The sequence below is a fragment of the Glutamicibacter sp. NPDC127525 genome (genome assembly GCF_042672105.1).
GTDB lineage: Bacteria > Actinomycetota > Actinomycetes > Actinomycetales > Micrococcaceae > Glutamicibacter.
Genome location: NZ_JBHXVN010000003.1, coordinates 372,268 through 390,373 on the forward strand (window position 1 = coordinate 372,268; position 18,106 = coordinate 390,373).

The 18,106-nt window shown below is 59.3% G+C and carries 17 protein-coding genes, 1 tRNA gene and 1 pseudogene; 4 read left to right on the forward strand and 15 right to left on the reverse strand.

Annotated elements, in window-relative coordinates; all coding sequences use genetic code 11:
- Positions 1 to 86: 86 nt before the first annotated feature.
- From sufU to ACFVHU_RS09790, 5 genes and pseudogenes are all read right to left on the reverse strand, one after another.
- Positions 87 to 539 carry a Fe-S cluster assembly sulfur transfer protein SufU gene (gene sufU / locus ACFVHU_RS09770; protein WP_105657105.1) on the reverse strand — a complete coding sequence of 151 codons (453 nt, stop codon included), beginning with the start codon at positions 537 to 539 and terminating at the stop codon, positions 87 to 89.
- Complete coding sequence (locus tag ACFVHU_RS09775) at positions 540 to 1,832, reverse strand: SufS family cysteine desulfurase (protein ID WP_332498419.1); 1,293 nt, start codon at positions 1,830 to 1,832, stop codon at positions 540 to 542.
- A 257-nt stretch (positions 1,833 to 2,089) separates the two neighbouring features.
- Entirely contained in the window at positions 2,090 to 2,671 is a 582-nt protein-coding gene (gene pth, locus ACFVHU_RS09780) for an aminoacyl-tRNA hydrolase (RefSeq protein WP_105657104.1), read from the reverse strand.
- A 42-nt stretch (positions 2,672 to 2,713) separates the two neighbouring features.
- A pseudogene (locus tag ACFVHU_RS09785) lies at positions 2,714 to 2,986 on the reverse strand (50S ribosomal protein L25); the annotation flags it as partial.
- Positions 2,987 to 3,200: 214 nt separating this feature from the next.
- On the reverse strand, positions 3,201 to 3,497 hold the full coding sequence (locus ACFVHU_RS09790) for a hypothetical protein (protein ID WP_146112922.1): 297 nt from the start codon (positions 3,495 to 3,497) through the stop codon (positions 3,201 to 3,203).
- 560 nt (positions 3,498 to 4,057) lie between these two features.
- On the opposite strand from ACFVHU_RS09790, the gene ACFVHU_RS09795 reads away from it, so the two are divergent.
- Both ACFVHU_RS09795 and ACFVHU_RS09800 read left to right on the forward strand, forming a co-directional pair.
- Positions 4,058 to 4,765, forward strand: coding sequence for a GNAT family N-acetyltransferase (locus ACFVHU_RS09795; RefSeq protein ID WP_388024131.1), 708 nt, complete (start codon positions 4,058 to 4,060; stop codon positions 4,763 to 4,765).
- A gap of 119 nt (positions 4,766 to 4,884) precedes the next feature.
- Positions 4,885 to 5,196 carry a hypothetical protein gene (locus ACFVHU_RS09800; protein ID WP_146112921.1) on the forward strand — a complete coding sequence of 104 codons (312 nt, stop codon included), beginning with the start codon at positions 4,885 to 4,887 and terminating at the stop codon, positions 5,194 to 5,196.
- A 1,158-nt stretch (positions 5,197 to 6,354) separates the two neighbouring features.
- Here ACFVHU_RS09800 and ACFVHU_RS09805 read toward each other — a convergent pair.
- The 3 genes from ACFVHU_RS09805 to ACFVHU_RS09815 all read right to left on the reverse strand — a co-directional run bounded on the left by ACFVHU_RS09805 (position 6,355) and on the right by ACFVHU_RS09815 (position 9,067).
- Entirely contained in the window at positions 6,355 to 7,335 is a 981-nt protein-coding gene (locus tag ACFVHU_RS09805; protein ID WP_332499429.1) for a ribose-phosphate diphosphokinase, read from the reverse strand.
- 72 nt (positions 7,336 to 7,407) lie between these two features.
- On the reverse strand, positions 7,408 to 8,859 hold the full coding sequence (gene glmU, locus ACFVHU_RS09810) for a bifunctional UDP-N-acetylglucosamine diphosphorylase/glucosamine-1-phosphate N-acetyltransferase GlmU (protein WP_388024133.1): 1,452 nt from the start codon (positions 8,857 to 8,859) through the stop codon (positions 7,408 to 7,410).
- A 133-nt stretch (positions 8,860 to 8,992) separates the two neighbouring features.
- Positions 8,993 to 9,067, reverse strand: a tRNA-Gln gene (locus tag ACFVHU_RS09815).
- A gap of 197 nt (positions 9,068 to 9,264) precedes the next feature.
- Here ACFVHU_RS09815 and ACFVHU_RS09820 point away from each other — a divergent pair.
- Positions 9,265 to 11,055, forward strand: a complete 1,791-nt coding sequence (locus ACFVHU_RS09820) for an ABC-F family ATP-binding cassette domain-containing protein (RefSeq protein ID WP_105661906.1) — start codon at positions 9,265 to 9,267, stop codon at positions 11,053 to 11,055.
- 110 nt (positions 11,056 to 11,165) lie between these two features.
- Positions 11,166 to 11,444 carry a putative quinol monooxygenase gene (locus tag ACFVHU_RS09825; RefSeq protein WP_105661730.1) on the forward strand — a complete coding sequence of 93 codons (279 nt, stop codon included), beginning with the start codon at positions 11,166 to 11,168 and terminating at the stop codon, positions 11,442 to 11,444.
- Here ACFVHU_RS09825 and ACFVHU_RS09830 read toward each other — a convergent pair.
- The 7 genes from ACFVHU_RS09830 to ACFVHU_RS09860 form a co-directional block, all read right to left on the reverse strand.
- The gene (locus ACFVHU_RS09830) at positions 11,431 to 11,931 is read right to left on the reverse strand and encodes a GNAT family N-acetyltransferase (protein ID WP_388024135.1); all 501 of its coding nucleotides are present in this window, start codon (positions 11,929 to 11,931) and stop codon (positions 11,431 to 11,433) included. The two genes, ACFVHU_RS09825 and ACFVHU_RS09830, sit on opposite strands and share 14 nt — an antisense overlap.
- Before the next feature lie 16 nt (positions 11,932 to 11,947).
- The gene (locus ACFVHU_RS09835) at positions 11,948 to 12,127 is read right to left on the reverse strand and encodes a hypothetical protein (RefSeq protein ID WP_388024137.1); all 180 of its coding nucleotides are present in this window, start codon (positions 12,125 to 12,127) and stop codon (positions 11,948 to 11,950) included.
- A gap of 31 nt (positions 12,128 to 12,158) precedes the next feature.
- Positions 12,159 to 13,529, reverse strand: coding sequence for an NAD(P)/FAD-dependent oxidoreductase (locus ACFVHU_RS09840; protein WP_388024139.1), 1,371 nt, complete (start codon positions 13,527 to 13,529; stop codon positions 12,159 to 12,161).
- Between the two features lie 154 nt (positions 13,530 to 13,683).
- Positions 13,684 to 14,616, reverse strand: coding sequence for a 4-(cytidine 5'-diphospho)-2-C-methyl-D-erythritol kinase (locus ACFVHU_RS09845; protein ID WP_388024141.1), 933 nt, complete (start codon positions 14,614 to 14,616; stop codon positions 13,684 to 13,686).
- Positions 14,617 to 14,618: 2 nt separating this feature from the next.
- Positions 14,619 to 15,503, reverse strand: a complete 885-nt coding sequence (gene rsmA / locus ACFVHU_RS09850) for a 16S rRNA (adenine(1518)-N(6)/adenine(1519)-N(6))-dimethyltransferase RsmA (protein WP_105657482.1) — start codon at positions 15,501 to 15,503, stop codon at positions 14,619 to 14,621.
- 100 nt (positions 15,504 to 15,603) lie between these two features.
- A complete protein-coding gene (locus ACFVHU_RS09855) occupies positions 15,604 to 16,770 on the reverse strand; it encodes a resuscitation-promoting factor (protein WP_105657481.1) in 1,167 nt (388 codons plus the stop codon).
- A gap of 258 nt (positions 16,771 to 17,028) precedes the next feature.
- Complete coding sequence (locus ACFVHU_RS09860; protein ID WP_388024143.1) at positions 17,029 to 17,985, reverse strand: TatD family hydrolase; 957 nt, start codon at positions 17,983 to 17,985, stop codon at positions 17,029 to 17,031.
- Positions 17,986 to 18,106 lie beyond the last annotated feature (121 nt).

Here is an 18,106-nt window from a genome sequence, read left to right on the forward strand (position 1 = left end):
CCGGCCCCACCCGCCCCGCCCAACACAGCGCTGGGGCGCCGGCCTCCAACGCGCCTCGCCGGCGCCCGAGCTATTTGGTTTTGCTACTATTTGCGGGCCTCGTGCATGGCGACCTCAGCGGCTACCCAAGCGAGCATTGCGCACTTGACGCGTGCGGGGAACTTCGAGACGCCGACGAAGGCAGCGGCGTCTTCCAGCACCTCTTCATCCGGCTGGAAGTTTCCCTTGGAGCGCATCATCTCGCGGAAATAGTCCCTCTTCCCAAGAAATTCTTCCTTGGTCAGCTCAGGCAGCATCTCGGCCAGCACCGAGGCAGAGGCCATGGAGATGGAGCACCCATCGCCTTCCCAGCTCATCGACGTGAAATGCTCCTGGTCATCAAGCTCTACGCGGACACGGATCTGGTCGCCGCAGATCGGGTTGTGCTGGTGGGACTCGCCGTGCAGCAATCCTTCGGTGGTCTCAACCAGCGGCGAACCGATGCGGCGCTTCGAGTGGTCCAAGATGACCTGTTGGTATAGCTGATCCAATTCGTTCATTTAAACTCCAAAGTATTCGCGCACGGAGCTCAAGGCCTCAAGCAGGGCCTTGATGTCTTCTTCCGTGTTGTACAGATAGGTGCTGGCGCGGGTCGTGGAATTCACGCCCAGGGCGCGGTGCAGCGGCTGCGCACAGTGGTGGCCCACGCGTACCGCAATGCCGCGCGAGTCGAGGTATTGGCCGACATCATGCGGGTGCACCCCGATCACTTCAAACGGGACAGTACCGATACGCTGCGCGTCGGCCGGACCGAAGACGCGCACGCCTTCGATTTTCGAGATGCCCTCATAGAGGATTGCTCCGAGGTGCTCTTCCCAGGCCGCGATACGGCCCATGCCGATTTCATCCAGGTAGCTGACTGCGGTAGCCAAGCCGTGGGTCTGGGCGATGCGCTGGGTTCCGGCCTCGAAACGCTGCGGCGATGGCATGTATTCTGCGTGCTCCATGTCCACCACGGTGATCATCGATCCACCCGTGAGGAACGGTGGCATTGCGTTGAGCAGTTCTTCACGGCCGTAGAGTGCGCCGATTCCGGTTGGGCCGAGCATCTTGTGGCCGGAGAAGGCCATGAAGTCAACGTCCAGGGCTTTCACGTCGACCGGCAGGTGCGGCACGGACTGGCATCCGTCCAGCACGGTCAGGGCCCCGACCTTGCGGGCAGCGTCAACGAACTTCTGGGTATCGGTGATGGTACCCAGCACATTCGAAACGTGGGTGAAGGCAACGAGCTTGGTTTTCTCGGTAACCAGCTCATCAAGCAATTCGTAGCGCAGTGCACCATCTTCGGTGACGGGCACATAGCGCAGCGTAGCACCGGTGCGGAAAGCCAGTTCCTGCCACGGGATCAGGTTCGCGTGGTGTTCAAGTTCGGTGGTGAGGATTTCATCGCCCGGGCCCAAGCGGAATCGGGCCGCGGCCTCTCCCCCGCGCCCCAAGGAGGCATTGGACATCGAGTAGCTGATCAGGTTCAGCGCTTCGGTGGCATTGGCAGTCCACACCAGTTCGTTGGTGCGTGCACCGATGAACTTGGCGACCTTCTCGCGTGCTTCCTCATAGATCTCGGTAGCTTCAACTGCCAAGGAATGCGCACCGCGGTGTACTGCTGCGTTGGCGTTCTCGTAGTAGTGCTGCTCGGCTTCATAGACGCAACGCGGCTTCTGGCTGGTGGCGCCGGAGTCCAGGTACACAACGTCAACGCCGTTGACTTGGTGCTCCAGAATTTCAAAGTCGGCCTTGATGCGCTCAACTTCTCCAGCTGTCAACGCCTCAAGGGCTTCTGGCTGACCGGTCATCGTGTGCACGTGGTCCTCCGAATAATTGTCATGGATGCCGGACAGGCCGTGGCAAAGAATCGTCACAGGCCTATTAGGCAAGGGGTACATTGGGTAATTATTCCACTCCGGGCCTCGAAGCACATCTAAGTTAGGCCTTAGTAAGGAACGCCTCGGTCCATAGCTTTCCTAATTTAATGAAGTCGAGGACCGCTGCGGACCGTTCAAGTCCCCAGCGGTCCCCGCTTGGCTTCACCGCGCCCCATAGGGATCAGCGGTCAGCTGATATGGAATTTTGCCTGGGCAGCTTCCAATCCCGAGTTCATCAGCAATTCCACTGCGTCAGCGCAATTGTCGATCAGAAACGGAAGATCGGCCTTTTCGGTCTTGGAGAAGTCCTGCAAAACCCATTTGGCAGTATCCATGCGGCCCGGAGGGCGCCCAACGCCTGCGCGCACGCGCAGGTAGTCCTTGGAGCCCATGGCCTTTGAGATATCCCGCAGGCCGTTATGCCCGCCTTCACCGCCACCGCGCTTGAGCTTGATGGTATCGAAGGGAATGTCAATCTCGTCGTGCACGACAATCAGCCGGGCGGCATCGATGCCGAAGAACTTCGCCGCGTTAGCTACCGGCCCGCCCGAAAGATTCATGAAAACCATGGGCTTGGCCAGCACGATGCGTGGACCGCCAACCCCCATGCGTCCTTCGACAACCTGGGAACGCGAGGAGTGGGTCTTGAATTTCGAGCCGACTCGATGAGCCAGTTCATCGAGCACCATCTGCCCGATATTGTGTCTATTGCCAGCGTAGCCGGACCCGGGGTTCCCGAGTCCGGCTACGAGCCAAGTTCCATCACTCATGATGCTCAGCTAAAACCTAGTTCGCTGTAATTAGGCAGCGATGATCAGGTCCATGTGATCAACGGTGCGGTTCAGCGCGTGGATCTGGATGTCCTTGATGGTGGTCTTCACGGTCTTGCCTTCGATGTTCAGAACCAGCTCAACACCGCGGTCGCGAACGGCCAGGGTGGTTTCGCGGCCTGGAAGCAGTACGTGCTGTGGCTCGGAGCCTGCACCGTAGACAACTGCTGGGATCTGGCCATCGCGGCGAGCCTGGCGGGCAGCGCCCTTGCCGAAATCGCTACGTACAACGGCGTCAAGGTTGACAGATGCCATGATAATTCTCCTTAGGAAATGAATGCTTCGTTAAGGCCCTTGCGTGGACTCGGGAAGCATCCAACATCTAGGAGATGAAAGAGCTTTTCCGGCCTTGTCGATAACGGTCCCACCATTGCTGGTGTTTCCCTCGCCTGGGCACAGTCAACAATTCTACCAGCTGCCATCGCCAACGGGAAAACCTGTAGCGAACGCCACTATTCCTGGATTCCGCTCAACGGCTTTGGAAAATAAAAGTATCGTCCAGCGTAAAGCCGTGGGCGTCATCGCAGCGATAACCGCGCAGCCACGGCACTCCATCCACCATCCGCAGATAGAATCCGCGCGGGAATTCCTGATCGCCGGGTGCCGCGGAAGCGACGGTCAACGAATCAGCCGGCTTCTTCCCATCACTGAGCACTGAATTGTTGGAAGACGCTTGGTCTAGGAAATCCAGTCGCATATACGGGCCGGTCATGGCGGGGCACAACTTCAATCCGACGCTGACTGCGCGTTCAAGGACCTGAGTCAACGTTGCTCCGACCTCCAGACCAAGCTGTCGCAGATTACGACTTACCACGGTCACCTTTTGGGGCCGACACAACCTCATCGAAAATCCGGTGGGCTAACAGCATTTTGGCGTAGTCGTTAAGCTGAACCCCTGTTTGGACCATGCGTTGCAGTAGCTCAGCGCGTTCCAGCCCTCCCACAGCGACCTGGCGTATGCCAAGTTCCATGCTGCCCCTCTTGGTCCTTGATCCACCATAAATAATAGTTTTCCGTGTCTGTATAAGGCACCTTCACCGGGCATTTTCTCGGGCGGGGTATATGGGAATCCGAAGTGTTTGAAAACTCGGTGTTTCAAAAATTAGCCGAGTCAAGAGCACGTATATCCCGTATGACGACCGGCTTGCGGGAATGTAAAAATCCTTGGCTGGCCATGAGGATTATAGGAGCATGTCACCCAAATTCAGGTCGACTGCTAGGAAACTAAATTGGGGTTCATTGATATTTGGCCGGATTCATTATTCATATTCTTTCCTTGAAATTAGTTAAGCAATCCTTACTTCTCGAATCGGCTAGTCTTTCTGGATGAAGCTAAAATCCAGCACCATCACAAGTATTCAATTGGCTTGGGCGCAGATCCTTGGCGTCCCCCCGGAAGCTCTGGAAATCGAAGGCAATCGGGTGTATCGCGAAAAGGACGATAGTGCCCTGCTCATGTTTGTTTCCTTGTTCGGAACTGGGATTCTGGTAGGCCCTTCCTGGGCGAAAGAAGCTGCCCAAAACTTGACCGACGCCGAACTTGCCAGTCATGCGAAACTGATGGAAATCAGCGCTCCATATGGCGGCCAAGCTCTCGGCGAAGCGGAACTGTATTACTGCGACACAGCACCACCGACCCCAAGTCTCCGACCGACAGCGAGCCGCCAGCAAGAGCACGCTATTGCACTGGAGAACATCTGCCTGCCCGACGATTCGGCGGAAGTAGGCTTGAGCGAGATGGAGAGTACCTTTGTCCTACTCAGCGATTGCAACAATGGGCCACAACCACTGGCGGGTGCCGGTTACGATATTTGGGAAGGAAAACTGGCTCACCTCGGAGTCCTCACAGCACCCGAGAAACGGCAAAGTGGGTTCGGTTCTAATGCTGTTGCAATCGCAATGGAACAAGCAATGAACTGCGGTCTCATTCCGCAGTGGCGCGCCCGCACGGACAATACCGCTTCGATTCGCACGGCACTCCGCGCAGGATTCGAATACGTAGGAACCCAAACCAGCGTTATTCTCGAGGCATAGCCCTTCGACTGCCCGCAGGAGGTTCCCCTTGCAGGCTCTCCTCCAGCGGGGCCGGCTATAGGGCTTGGCTCCCCAGCTAGAAAAGCAGGAACAATGGGGTATTTGGATAGGCTAGGAAAATGCCATCTTCTCTAGTAATCACTGTGCATCCGCACTGGATCTCTTCAACGTTCCTTCGTGTCTTTGCTAAACCGTTCGTGTCCGTCGACGGTGTTGAACACCCCGCGCAATGGGGCGTTCCTTGGAAAAGCTTTGTAGAAGCTGGCGATCACGTCGTTAGCGCGGGCATCCGCTATCGAGGTTCTGAAAGTCTCATGGGACAATCGCCAACGACTTTCACCGTGGGGAAAGACCACGAAACTACGCTGATAGCTCGCAATGGTTTGTTGAACCATACTCCGTTCAGCCTTACTAAAATTCCGAAGAATTAGTCGTACAACGATTCAAAGTCGTATATGCCGGATCTCGGAAGTATCAGAACGGATATTGTCCCGCAATCCGTTAGTGCCCGGGCGCCTTGAAAGCCTAAAGTCGTAGCTGTTGCTCTTGAAGGTATCGTGCAGCATCGCTAGTTGCCCAACTGACGGTTTCCCCAGACGTAATTTTGCTGACTCCTACGCCAGGAACACCCCAATTCACCACCAAATACTCTGAGTTTTGAGACCCCTCGCTCGAAATGAACTGTTGGCTTTGGACTGCTCCAACTTCGCCAACTTCTAAGGTTGTTCCATCTGGAAGAACGAGAGAAGACCCTTGCAAGTTACAGCCAGGTTCTCCGAGATCGCGCAGGCCATTTGCTTCAATCAAAGCTGGAGGGCATTGCGGAAGGTCTTCATGACCCAACGGTATGCTCACTCCACCTGGCGAACACGAGCAAAGAAGCAAGCTTAAAAGTGCAATGGTGGATATAGCTGTGGCGGTTCGCATGGTCTCATGCTAACAACTGGCAATCCAGCGATGTTTGTAGCGCCGATGAGGATCCAAGGTTGATGGGTCTGCAAAAAGAAATGTGTGGAGCGCGGCGTCCCGCAGAAGGTTCCTCTGCCGGGAGCGCACTTGATGTTATTTAGCGCTGCGATCCGAACGTCAATTGTTAATAACCCTCGCAGGCTTAACCAGCATTGGGATTGTTTCCGAGTAAACGGATAAGAGATGCTTTTCGCGGAGTACCGAGCGGTTTCTCGGGCTCGGAGCCCATTTCTGCGAACAGTTCGAAGGGCCTCCCATTCGCGTGCTCCTCCACCCAACGGAGTGCCTCAGATACGTCCTGCACTCCAATCAGTACAAAAGCATCTAAGTTCCAGCTATACCCAGGACGAGGTTTTTCCCAAAAATTGACTCGGTAACAGGGCGAATCATCCGAGTCGCGTGGTTCCGCGTGAACTGTTTCTATGGCGCGCATGGGACCAATATACAAGCATGCACCAGTACGTTACTGGGAAATACTGTCGCCCTAGTTACCTTCGACTATCAGAGTCGGAGACAGCGTCCCAGCTGAGGTTCCTCTTACGGGCACTGTCAATGATCGCTTAACCGCCTCTGGCCGGCACCCTAAGGTGCCGGCCAGAGGCTTTGCGAAACGAGGGCTGCTAGGCGCGGCCGTCAAACAGGTTCGTGACCGAACCGTCGTGGAATACTTCCGAGATCGCGCGGGCGATCGTCGGGGCAATCGAGAGCACGGTCAGGTTCTCGAAACGCTTCTCTTCAGGGATTGGCAGGGTGTTGGTGACAACAACCTCGCGGGCACCGCAATCAGCCAAACGCTGGGCAGCCGGATCCGAGAAGACCGCGTGGGTAGCCGCGATGATGACGTCCTTGGCGCCAGCTTCCTTCAGCACGCGCACAGCGCCTGCGATGGTTCCGCCGGTGTCGATCATGTCGTCGATCAGGACCGCGATGCGGCCCTCCACCTGGCCAACCACGGTCTTGGACTCGGCCTGGTTAGGCACGGTCAGATCGCGGGACTTGTGGACGAAGGCCAGCGGGGTGCCGCCCAATCGATCTGCCCACTGCTCGGCAACGCGCACGCGGCCGGTGTCAGGGGAAACCACGGTGACTTCATTTACATCGACCTTGGACTTGATGTAGTCAGCCAGCAGCGGGAAGCCGAACAGGTGGTCCACCGGACCGTCGAAGAAGCCCTGGATCTGCGCGGTGTGCAGATCGCAGGAAATCACGCGGTCAGCACCGGCGGTCTTGAACAGGTCGGCAACCAGGCGGGCCGAGATCGGCTCGCGGCCGCGGCCCTTCTTGTCCTGGCGTGCGTAAGGGTAGAACGGTGCCACGACAGTGATGCGGCGGGCCGAAGCACGCTTCATCGAGTCAATCATGATCAGCTGTTCCATCAGCCAGTTGTTCGTTGGTGCTGGGTAGGACTGCAGCAGGAAAACGTCCTTGCCGCGAACCGACTCATCCGAACGCACGTAGATCTCGCCGTTGGCGAAGTCGTAGGCGTTCAAAGGCAGCAGTTCGGTGTCGAGTTCCTTGGCTACTTCTGCAGCCAGCTCAGGGTGCGCACGACCGGTGGCCAGCACCAGCTTCTTGTCGACGTTATGGCTGATTTCACTCATGGGGTTTGCTTTCTCGCTCGCTTCGCTATCACGTATGAGGTTGTTGTCGAGGAAATGAAGTCTGTAGCTGAATTACTCGGAAGCCGAAGAGTTCAGCGAGGACTTGAACGCTGCGTCAGCCGAGGAGGTGCCTGGGCGCTTTTCCAGCGTCCACCCCTCGGAGTTGCGCTGCGGTGCCACAGACAGTGCCAAGGCACCGGCCGGGACGTTCTTGCGGACGATGGCTCCGGCTCCGGTGTAGGCGCCGTCCCCGATTTCAACCGGGGCAACGAATACGGTGTTGGAGCTGGTGCGCACATGCGAACCGATCTTGGTGCGGTGCTTCTTTTCGCCATCGTAGTTTGCGGTGATGTTGCCGCAGCCGATATTGGTGAATTCACCGATTTCAGCATCTCCGGCGTAGCCGAGGTGCGAGAGCTTGGAGCCACGGCCAATCGTGACGTTCTTGGTTTCGTAGAAGGCGCCGATCTTGCCATCCGCACCGAGGTCGGTGCCGGGACGCAGGTAGGCGAACGGGCCAACCGAGGCGCCATCAGCGATGCGCGAGTCGGTGGCGTCGGTGCGCTTCACGGTAGCGCGCTGGCCAACAACCACGTTGGTCAGGGTGCTGTCCGGGCCAACAGTGGCATTGGCGCCGATGATGGTCTCGCCGTGCAGCTGGGTGCCTGGCTTGAGGGTGGCGTCCTGGCCGATCATGACGTCAGCGTCGATCCACGTGGTCGCCGGATCAACGATGGTCACGCCCTGGCGCATCCAGAATTCGGTCTTGCGCTCGTTGTAGATGCGGGCCAGATTGGAAACCTGGACGCGGTCGTTGGCGCCCTCGATCTGCCAGCGGTCAGCGATCTGCGAGGAGGCGACGCGGCCACCGCGTGCGCGGGCGATGGCGAGCACATCGGTCAGGTACATTTCGCCCTGCGCATTTTCGGTGGTGACCTCGGTCAGCGCCGAACGCAGGATCTGGGCATCGAAAGCGTAGATGCCGGAGTTGATTTCCTTGATCAGCAGTTCTTCTGCCGAAGCGTCCTTCTGCTCGCGGATTCCTGCAACCTCGCCCTGTTCATCGCGCAGGATGCGGCCGTAGCCGTTAGGGTCATCCAATTCGGTGGTCAGCACGGTCACGGAGTTGCGGTTCGACTCGTGCGTAGCAACCAGTTCCTGGAGCACCTCGCTGGTGAGCAACGGCACATCGCCATAGGTCACCACAACGGTGCCTTCAAGCGATGGGTCCACAGCTTCCAAGCCCAACTGCACGGCGCGGCCGGTACCCGGGATTTCATCCTGGTCGGCAATGGTGATGGAAGGGAACTGTCCCAGAATGTGCTCTGCGACCAGATCGCGCTGGTGGCGGACCACCGCTACCAGGTTCTGCGGCTCCAACGCGGAAGCCGCGTAGAGTGCGTGGCCAATCATGGACCGACCTGCGATTTCATGCATGATCTTCGGCTTCGCCGATTTCATGCGAGTGCCAGCGCCGGCGGCTAGGACGATGACAGCTACTGGTGCGTTGACCTGATCACTCAAGTGCATTCTCCTGCAAATTGGATTCAAGGTTTTGGGCAGAGAAGTAAAACCTCAAAGCAAGTCTATCGCGAGCTTCGGGGTGCGCTGAAACTGGTTAAAAAATAAAAGCGCCACTTGCGTGACGCTTCCTCATTGGTTCCGCCCCTAGGATTCGAACCTAGAATGCACAGCTCCAAAGGCTGGCGTGTTGCCATTACACCAGGGCGGAAAATGGCTTGCGCAGGTCATGCCCGACAAGCACGCTAATTATTCTGCCATGATCAGCCCAATGTGCGAAATCGCAAAACACCGTAGCAAAACTCACTTTTATTCTCTGCTTTAAACTGCCCAAGTCCTCTGGCACGGCACACGCTCAGATGGTCCTGCCAGGGCCTCGATTTGCTCCCGGAACGTAAAATGGAAATTGTGGCTCATTTACTCGGGGGCGAAGCCCTACATCTGGAATATCCCACCCATGTCGTTTTCGACTCGGTAACCATCGGCATTTCCGATGGCGACCGCATCGGCCTGGTGGGTCGCAACGGCGAAGGCAAGTCCTCGCTTCTCGGCATGCTCTCCGACAGGATCGAGCCCAACTCCGGGCGTGTTACCAAGCGCAACGGCCTGCGCGTGGGCGTGCTGGACCAGTCGGACACCCTGGATCCCGAAGCGACCGTGCACTTCTGCGTGGTGGGCGAGATGGACGACCACGAGTGGGCCGGCGAAGCGCGCATTCGCGACATCATCTCCGGGCTGGTTGCAGACCTGGACTGGGAAGCGAAGGTCAGCACCCTCTCCGGCGGCCAGCGCCGCCGCGTGGCTCTGGCCGCGCTGCTGGTGCAGGACTGGGACGTCGTCATCCTGGACGAACCGACCAACCACCTGGATGTCGAAGGCATCTCCTGGCTCGCCGAGCACATCAATAACCGCTGGTCCAAGAACGCCGGCGGCCTGATGGTCGTCACCCACGACCGCTGGTTCCTCGACGCGGTCTGCACCACCACCTGGGAAGTGCACGACCGCCTGGTCGAGCCCTTCGAGGGCGGTTACGCCGCCTACGTGCTGCAGCGCGTGGAACGCGACCGCATCGCCGCGGTCACCGAAAACAAGCGCCAGAACATGATGAAGAAGGAACTGGCCTGGCTGCGCCGCGGCGCCCCGGCCCGTACCTCCAAGCCGAAGTTCCGCATTGAGGCAGCCAACCAGCTGATCGCCGATGTCCCGCCGGCACGCAACCCGCTGGAGTTGCAGAAGATGGCCACCAGCCGGCTGGGCAAGGACGTCATCGACCTGCTGGACACGGAGGTCTCCTTCGGCGCCAAGCAAGTACTCAAGCCCTTCACCTGGCGCATCGGCCCGGGCGAACGCACCGGCCTGCTCGGTGCCAACGGTGCCGGCAAATCCACCTTGCTGGGCCTGATCGCCGGGACCGTGGAGCCAACTGGCGGCAAGATCAAGCGCGGCCAGACCGTGAAGCTGGCCGTGCTGGACCAGCAGTTCCGCGAACTGGAGCAGATCGGCCAGGACAAGGTCCGCGAAATCCTCGCCCGCTACCGCACCACGTTCAACGTGGATGGCAAGGACCTGACCCCGGCCCAGCTGCTGGAGCGCTTGGGCTTCTCCTCGGCACACCTGTCGACCAAGGTTGCTGAACTCTCCGGCGGCCAGCGCCGCCGCTTGCAGTTGCTGATGATCCTGATGGATGAGCCCAACGTGATGATCCTCGATGAGCCCACCAATGATGTCGATACCGACATGCTGGCGGCCCTGGAAGACCTGCTGGATTCCTGGCCCGGCACCTTGATCGTGGTCTCCCACGACCGCTACCTGCTCGAACGCGTCACCGACCAGCAGTACGCGATCCTGAACGGCAACTTCCGCCACGTGCCCGGCGGCGTGGACGAGTACCTGTTGCTGCGAGCTGCCGAAGGTTCCACTGGCGGGTCCAATCCTTCGCAGGCTTCTTCCGAAACTGCCGCCAAGCCTGCTGGCCCTTCGGGCGCAGAGCTGCGTGCCGCGCAGAAGGAACTGAATGCCAATGAACGCAAGGTCGGCCAGCTAGAGGAAAAGATCGCCAAGGTCCACGCCAAGATGGCCGATCATGACCAGAGCGACTATGAAGGGCTGGGCAAATTCACCGCTGAGATCAACGAGTACCAATCGCAGATCGACGAGTTGGAAGAGCGCTGGCTGGAACTGTCCGAGCTGCTCGGATAGCGCTTCTGCCTTGACGCAGGCGAAGGGCTCGGAAACTTTCGGTTTCCGAGCCCTTCGCTGATCCACTAGTTTTTGCCCCATCCGCCAAAGATCGTGGCAGACTGGCGAACATGGGAATTGTGATCATGGAGGGCCGGTTGCTGTGCGCGGACGCGGCTGAGGCTGAATTGGTGGAGAAATTGCTGCCAGAGCATATACGCCTCACCAAGGCGGAAAACGGCTGCATTTCTTTCTCTGTCACGCAAACCGGCGATCCCTGGGTCTGGCTGGTGCACGAGGAATTCGAAGACAGTGCCGCTTTCGAGGCCCACCAGCAGCGGGCCGCGAAGAGCGAATGGGGCCAGGCTACCTCCGGATTGCAACGAATCTACAAGATCAAGGGCTTATAGCCAGGTGCATTTTGAAGCCCACATGCGACGCGGTAAATCCTAGCCCCTCGTAAAAGCGGTGCGCGTCCTGGCGTTGCGCGTCGCTTGTCAGCTGGACCAGCGGAATTCTCTTGCTTTCGGCTTCGGAAATGGCCCAGCGGATCATTTCCGTTCCCAGGCCCCCGCCGCGCAACGCGCTGGCCACGCGCACTGCCTCGATCTGCATCCGCTTCGTTCCCCTGCGCGCAAGACCAGGCAACATGGTCAGCTGCATCGTACCGGCAATGTCTCCGTCATTGCTCTCCACCACGATCAGCGTATGCGCGGGGTCTGCGTGAATCTCGTTGAAAGCCTCCAGATACTGTTCCCCGTCGTCCCCAGCGTCCGCATGCTCTGCACGACGGATCTCATCATCTGCCATCAAGGCAATGATCTGTTCAAGATCCGTTGCCCGTGCTTCGCGCAGCAGGTAGTTCTGGCCGCGTGCCGACAAGCTGCAAGCGCCCATGGGCTCCTCGCGCACCTCAGGCACGGGCCCTGGGCGCACGCGCCGCACCCACCGAGAAGGCCATGACGATGATTCCGGCCGCTTGCAGTGCCCAGCCAAGAATTCCGACCTGCATCAGCGTGATCATCAAGACGCCAGAAATAATGAGCACAAGTGCTAGCGCGCACACATAGATTCCACGTTTATCAAGTCCCATGGCCACAGCCTATGCCCCAGTGTGCCAGCGCTCAAGGCTTTCCGGTGATTCTATCGGCCAGCACGGCCAGCGGCGAGGAGCTCCCCCGCCCCTTCAGTTCGCTTCGATCTGCGGCACCATAGGCTGCATAGAGCCCCTTGGTTGCCAGCCAGCGCAGTGGTTCCGGCTCCCATTTGCGCACCTGGTGATTGACCCACGGCAGATTGGCCAATTCAGTGCTTTCCCCGAGGATCAAGTCGCGCAAGGTTCGTCCGGCCAGGTTCGCTGCGCCGACCCCGGTGCCGACATAGCCGCCGGCCCAGCCCAGTCCGGTCGCCGGGTCCAGCCCGACGGTAGCGGCCCAGTCCCGCGGCACTCCCAGTACCCCGGACCAGGCATGATCGATTCTCGAATTCCGGGTCTGCGGGAACATGCGGTGCAGGATTTCCTGCAGTCCCTCCACGGTGCTTTGCGGCGTCTGGCCATCGGCATCCGTGCGCGAACCATATTTATACGGCACTCCCCGACCTCCAATGGCAATGCGGTTATCCGCGGTGCGCTGGGCATACATGTAGACGTGGGCGTAGTCCCCCAGCACCTCGCCGTTGTTCCATGCCAGTTCGTCCCAGATGGATGGAGCTAGCGGTTCGGTGGCAATCAAGGACGAATTCATCGGGAGCCACAAGCGCTTATGTCCTGCTAGCCCGGCAGTAAACCCTTCGGTGGCACGGATGATGTACTCGGCGTCCAATGACCCACCGTCGAATTCGATGCGGCGTGCGCGCAGTGTGGTGGCGCGGGTGTTTTCATAGATCCGTACGCCGAGCCGCTCCACGGCTTCGGCGAGTCCGCGTACCAATTTTGCAGGATGGATTCTGGCCGCGTGCGGATGCCACAGCCCGGCCCGGGCATTGGCGACGTTGACCTTGCCTTGGGCTGCCTCGGCTTCAAGCAGTTCGGTGTGCGTGTGTTCCCATTGCGCGTCGGCCATGGCATCGGCGCGCAAGCGCTTTTCCTGGGCAGGGGTGTAGGCAACTTCGAGTTCGCCGCCCTGCAGGATATCTGCATCGATCCCCTCGGCAGCGCACACCTCGATGACCTCGGCGACGGTCCGGTTCATGGCCAGCTGGAAGTCATTGACTTCTTGCCTGCCATGGGATTTCAGGTAGCGTTCGCGGCCAGCGGTGATGGTGTTGGTCAGCCATCCCCCATTGCGCCCCGATGCGCCGTAGCCCACGTGCCGGGCTTCGAGGATCGTGATGCGAAGAGCCGGGTTGGCCTTGGCCAGGTAATAGGCGGTCCACAGTCCGGTGAACCCGGCACCGATGATGGCGACATCTGCGGTGCCCTGACCGCGTAATTGCTGGCGTGGCTCTGGCAGGCCGATGTCTTCCCACCAGTGCGAGACGCGTCCATTGAGCATGTTGTATTCCGCCCCAGATTCAAAATGAATGGCTCTCAATAATTGCTTTGGGACTCAGCCTAGGGCCGGGCCCAGGGCGCAACAAGAGGGGTGGCGGAAAATGATGCAGGAAATCCCTGCCCGGCCCAAGGCCAGACAGGGACTTCCGGAAAAATTATTCGGAAACGGTAATGTGCGCTCCGGGCGCTGGAGCGGTCACCGGGATGGTAGCGACACCCACCTCATCGCCCAGCTGGGCCATGACCTCTTCAGCATGCTCGGCATCTTCGACCAGCAGAGCCAAGGTCGGCCCCGAACCGGAAACCATGGCTCGCAGGGCACCGGCGCCTTCTGCCATATCGCGCATGGTGCCTAGTTCCGGGGCAAGGGCCAAGGAAGCCTGGGTCAGGTCATTAGCCAGCACCTGGGCCAACGCTGGCGCGTCCGAAGCCATCAGCGCTTCGATGACCGCTGGATCGATTTCCTGCGGGACTTCGATCTCCGTGCCGGAACGCAAGCGATCGAGCATGCCATAGACTCGTGGGGTCGACAGGCCAAAGCTGGCCGGGATCAGCACCCAATGGGTCTTGGCACGAGTCAGCAACGGGACAAGCTTGTCGCCGATGCCCAGGCCGATGGCGGCCCCGCCCATCAAGGCGAAAGGCACGTCAGCACCGAGGCGTGCGCCCAAGCGGCCGAGTTCTTCCCGGTCCAGCCCGGTTCCCCACAATTCGTTGCAGGCTACCAGGGTGGCCGCCGCGTCTGCAGAGCCTCCACCCATTCCGCCGGCGATCGGGACGCGCTTGGTGATGTGCAGGTTCGCTCCGAGGCTGCAGCCCGTGTGCTCGCGAAGCAGCTGGGCTGCCTGGTGCACCAGATTGCCTGCACCCAGCGGAAAGCTTTCCGGTTCGGAGACCACAGGGGAATTCGGTTCCAGGCTCAGCTGCAATTCCCCGTCGGTGCGCAGCGTCGCTTCAATCTGCTCGGCCAGGGAGACCGCGACGTAGAGGCTCGCCACTTCGTGGTATCCGTCTTCGCGAGGAGGACCGACCTTGAAGTAGCAGTTGATTTTGCCCGGTGCGGTCGCGATGACACGCTGCTTAGACATGCTTATGCCTCGCTAGCTGGAGCTTCAGCGGGAATATCCTGTGCGGCACGGGCAATGTCGATGTACTGGTCAATATCCAGCTTCTCGCCGCGTTCCTTCGGATCAATGCCCGCTGCTACCAGGATCTGTTCGGCACGAGCACCGGAGCCTGCCCAGCCGGAGAGGGCAGCACGCAGCGTCTTGCGGCGCTGGGCGAAGGCTGCATCGATGATGGCGAAGACTTCCTTGCGATCCGGGGCGTCGCTGCGGTCCTTGTCGCGGGTGAACCCCACCAGGCCGGAGTGAATCTTCGGCGCTGGCCAGAAGACGTTCATGCCGATCACGCCAGCCTTGCGCATGGTTCCGTACCAGGCGCCCTTCACCGATGGGACGCCATAGATCTTATTGCCCGGGGTGGCGGCCATCCGGTCGGCAACTTCGTCCTGCACCATGACCAAGCCATTGCGGATGGAAGGGAAGTGCTCCAGCAGGTGCAGCACTACCGGGACGGCAACGTTATACGGGAGGTTGGCGACCAGCGAGGTTGGCTCGCCGGGAAGTTCGGTGACCTTCATGGCGTCGGAAAGGATCACGGTCAGATCGTCTTCTCGGCCAGGGCGGAACTCGGCCATTGTCTGCGGCAGTCGTTTTGCCAGGGGTGGATCGATCTCCACAGCCACGACCTTGGCGGCGGCATCCATGATGCCCAGGGTCAGGGAACCTAGGCCCGGGCCTACTTCCAGCACTGTTTCGGATGGGTCGACTTTGGCGGCGGCGACAATGCGGCGGATGGTGTTCCCATCGATCACAAAGTTCTGCCCCAGCGTCTTGGTAGGGCGGATTCCCAGCTCTTCGGCCAGACGACGGATTTCGGTGGCCCCAAGCAGCGGCAAAGATTCCTTAGACATCACAAATCCAATTCTAGTTCAGCTAAATTGATCCAAACATAACAACGCGACGCATCCACCGTGATGGTGGACGCGTCGCGTTGTTATTCGGCTTTTGCTTTTAGCGCAGGCCCAGCTTGGACGAGCACGATGGCCAGTGGCCCCAGCCGCCTGATCGACGCAGCACTTCAGCTGCAGCGATCTGCTCCTGCGGAGTTGCCTGGTGCGGCAGCGGTGCGTACTTGGTGCCACCCACATTGCGCCACGACGATGCAGAGAACTGCAGTCCGCCGTAGTAGCCGTTGCCGGTGTTGATCGACCAGTTGCCACCGGATTCGCACTTGGCCAGGGCAGCCCAGGTCGAGGAGATGCTGCTCGGGGTTGGAGTGTTCTTGGAAGTTGAAGTTTCCTTCTTCTCTTCCTTGGTGCCGACACGGATTTCCTCGGCAACGGGCTTCTTGGTGACCTTGGACTTGAGGACTTCTTCCTCGCCCTTCTTGCCGTTGCGGGTTTCCTGGCGCAGGGTCAGCTCACGCTCGCCCTTCTTGCCTTCGGTCTTGACCTCGGTGTCGCCCTTATCCAACGAGCTGTCCTTGACCTTCTTGGTCTCGAAGTCGATGTCGCGCGTTTCGTCCCACGTCTTGACCGTTACGTCGATCACCTCGACAGTGGTGCCCGCGGCCAGCTTGACGCTGTCCTTGACGTCCTTGTCGGTTTCGTCCTTGATCTTGACGTTGATTTCGTCGTTGCCGTCGACCTTGATCTTCTCGTCGGCAAGCAATTGCTTGACGGTCAAAGCAGTCGTTGCGATTTTCTTCTTCTTGTCCTTGACGACCAGGGTCATTTCCTTGGGCGTGATGACTTCCAATTCATCGCTCAAGGCTGCGAGCTGCATGTCCTCATCGAGGGAAACCTCGGAATCCTTATCCAGGTCGAGCTGTTCAACCACGTCGGCAACGGTCATGCCGGTAGTGTGCACAACGCGCTCGGTGCCATCCACGGTTACTTCGATCGACTTGTTGCGCTTGATATCAACAAGCTGCTGGTCGGCAAGCTCGGAATCCAGTGCTGCGGAGATCTCGTCGCGCTCAGCCAAGGCAACGTCCTGCTGTTCCAGCAGTGCGCCAACGGTGGCAGCACGGGTGGTGATTTCCTGGCGCTGGCCGTCCACCGACATGACGACCGATTTCTGGCCAGAAATATAGAAAACAGCACCGGCAATAACCACAGCTACGGCGAGCGCCTGAGCCAGGTATTTCACCCAGGTCTTCTTGAGCAAGTGAGTCACGGTAATGAGGTCCCCATCGTTTGTAGACCCAACTGCGGGAATCCTGTCAGGATCTCCGGTTGGGCCCGGCAGTGTTCGCTGCCTGTCCTTCAGTCAAAGTTGCGCCGTGTTTCCACTTGCAGCAAGGCGTGAGGATCAGGCTGTCCTGAACACACCGTGCCGAAAATAGGCGGGGGCGGTACCGGACATCTCATCCACCGTAACCGAATTGTTATATTTGTGGCAAGTGTCCTGTAACGAGACACACAACCTCCGGATCTAGAATTCTCCGTACACTTCTCGCGTATTCGCATCGATCCGGGTGCAGAATTCGGCCAGATCGATCCCCTTGGTTTCCGCCAAGAACCTAGTCGTGTACGGAATCATGTAGCTGGCGTTCGGGCGGCCCCGGAAGGGGTGCGGCGTCAAGAACGGTGCGTCGGTTTCTACCAGAAGCAGTTCTGGATCCGCCAGCGCCAAGGCCTCGCGAAGATCATGCGAATTCTTGAATGTCACAGTTCCAGAGAACGACATGTACCAGCCGTTGTCGTTGCAGATCCGGGCTAATGCCGCGTCCCCAGAGAAGCAGTGGAAGACCACTTTCCCCGGCAATGGCGCGTCCTTGAGCACACGAACCACGTCCTCATGGGCATCCCGGTCATGGATCTGCAGGGCCTTGCCCTGCTCCACCGCAATGCGCAGATGCTCCCGGAAAGAATGCTCCTGGGCGCCCCGTCCGTCTTCACCGGTACGGAAGTAGTCCAACCCGGTTTCGCCAATTGCACGCACCCGCGGATCCGCGGAAAGTTCTTCAATCCGCGCGATCGCTCCTTCCAGCTCCCCGCGTTCAGCCAGACGCGCGGCATCGTTGGGGTGAATGGCTACCGCGGCCAGGATATTCGAGTACTCGTTAGCTACCTGGACCGCGTATTCCGATGACTCCACGTCGCAGCCGACCTGGATCAGCCCTTTCACGCCAACAGCTGCCGCCGCCGCCAGGGCATCGGCAGCCGTGACCTTCACAGTTCCGTCAAGGAAATCCAGATGCGTATGGTTATCGACCACTGGCACTGGAAGCGCTTCTGGCGCTTCCGGGTACTGCAAATTGCGCTGGCTTCCGCCTTTTTCATTGCTAGAAGCACGCGACCGCTCCCCCTGCTCTGCTGCAGCGGCTTTCTCCGTCGGGCGGTAGGCCTCGGGAACCAGGGTGGGATCAGTGTGCTTCTTCTTGGACACGGTTATCCTTTGCGCGTGAGTACTGGGATCGAATCTGTGGTTAATTGTGGCACCACTAGGGGTAGCAACGACAATCAGGTGCTCAGCTCCCGGTAGTTAGGCTCTGTTGCTGGACAAAAGA

What these genes read in the sequence shown, in the direction of transcription:
- ACFVHU_RS09840 (WP_388024139.1), bottom strand. Translation starts at nt 13,529, where the DNA reads ATGCTCAATGGACGCGTCTCGCACTGGTGGGAAGACATCGGCCTGCCA.
- ACFVHU_RS09835 (WP_388024137.1), bottom strand. Translation starts at nt 12,127, where the DNA reads ATGGGACTTGATAAACGTGGAATCTATGTGTGCGCGCTAGCACTTGTG.
- sufU (WP_105657105.1), bottom strand. Translation starts at nt 539, where the DNA reads ATGAACGAATTGGATCAGCTATACCAACAGGTCATCTTGGACCACTCG.
- ACFVHU_RS09845 (WP_388024141.1), bottom strand. Translation starts at nt 14,616, where the DNA reads ATGTCTAAGCAGCGTGTCATCGCGACCGCACCGGGCAAAATCAACTGC.
- ACFVHU_RS09830 (WP_388024135.1), bottom strand. Translation starts at nt 11,931, where the DNA reads ATGGGCGCTTGCAGCTTGTCGGCACGCGGCCAGAACTACCTGCTGCGC.
- ACFVHU_RS09805 (WP_332499429.1), bottom strand. Translation starts at nt 7,335, where the DNA reads ATGAGTGAAATCAGCCATAACGTCGACAAGAAGCTGGTGCTGGCCACC.
- rsmA (WP_105657482.1), bottom strand. Translation starts at nt 15,503, where the DNA reads ATGTCTAAGGAATCTTTGCCGCTGCTTGGGGCCACCGAAATCCGTCGT.
- ACFVHU_RS09825 (WP_105661730.1), top strand. Translation starts at nt 11,166, where the DNA reads ATGGGAATTGTGATCATGGAGGGCCGGTTGCTGTGCGCGGACGCGGCT.
- ACFVHU_RS09795 (WP_388024131.1), top strand. Translation starts at nt 4,058, where the DNA reads ATGAAGCTAAAATCCAGCACCATCACAAGTATTCAATTGGCTTGGGCG.
- ACFVHU_RS09800 (WP_146112921.1), top strand. Translation starts at nt 4,885, where the DNA reads ATGCCATCTTCTCTAGTAATCACTGTGCATCCGCACTGGATCTCTTCA.
- ACFVHU_RS09775 (WP_332498419.1), bottom strand. Translation starts at nt 1,832, where the DNA reads ATGACCGGTCAGCCAGAAGCCCTTGAGGCGTTGACAGCTGGAGAAGTT.
- pth (WP_105657104.1), bottom strand. Translation starts at nt 2,671, where the DNA reads ATGAGTGATGGAACTTGGCTCGTAGCCGGACTCGGGAACCCCGGGTCC.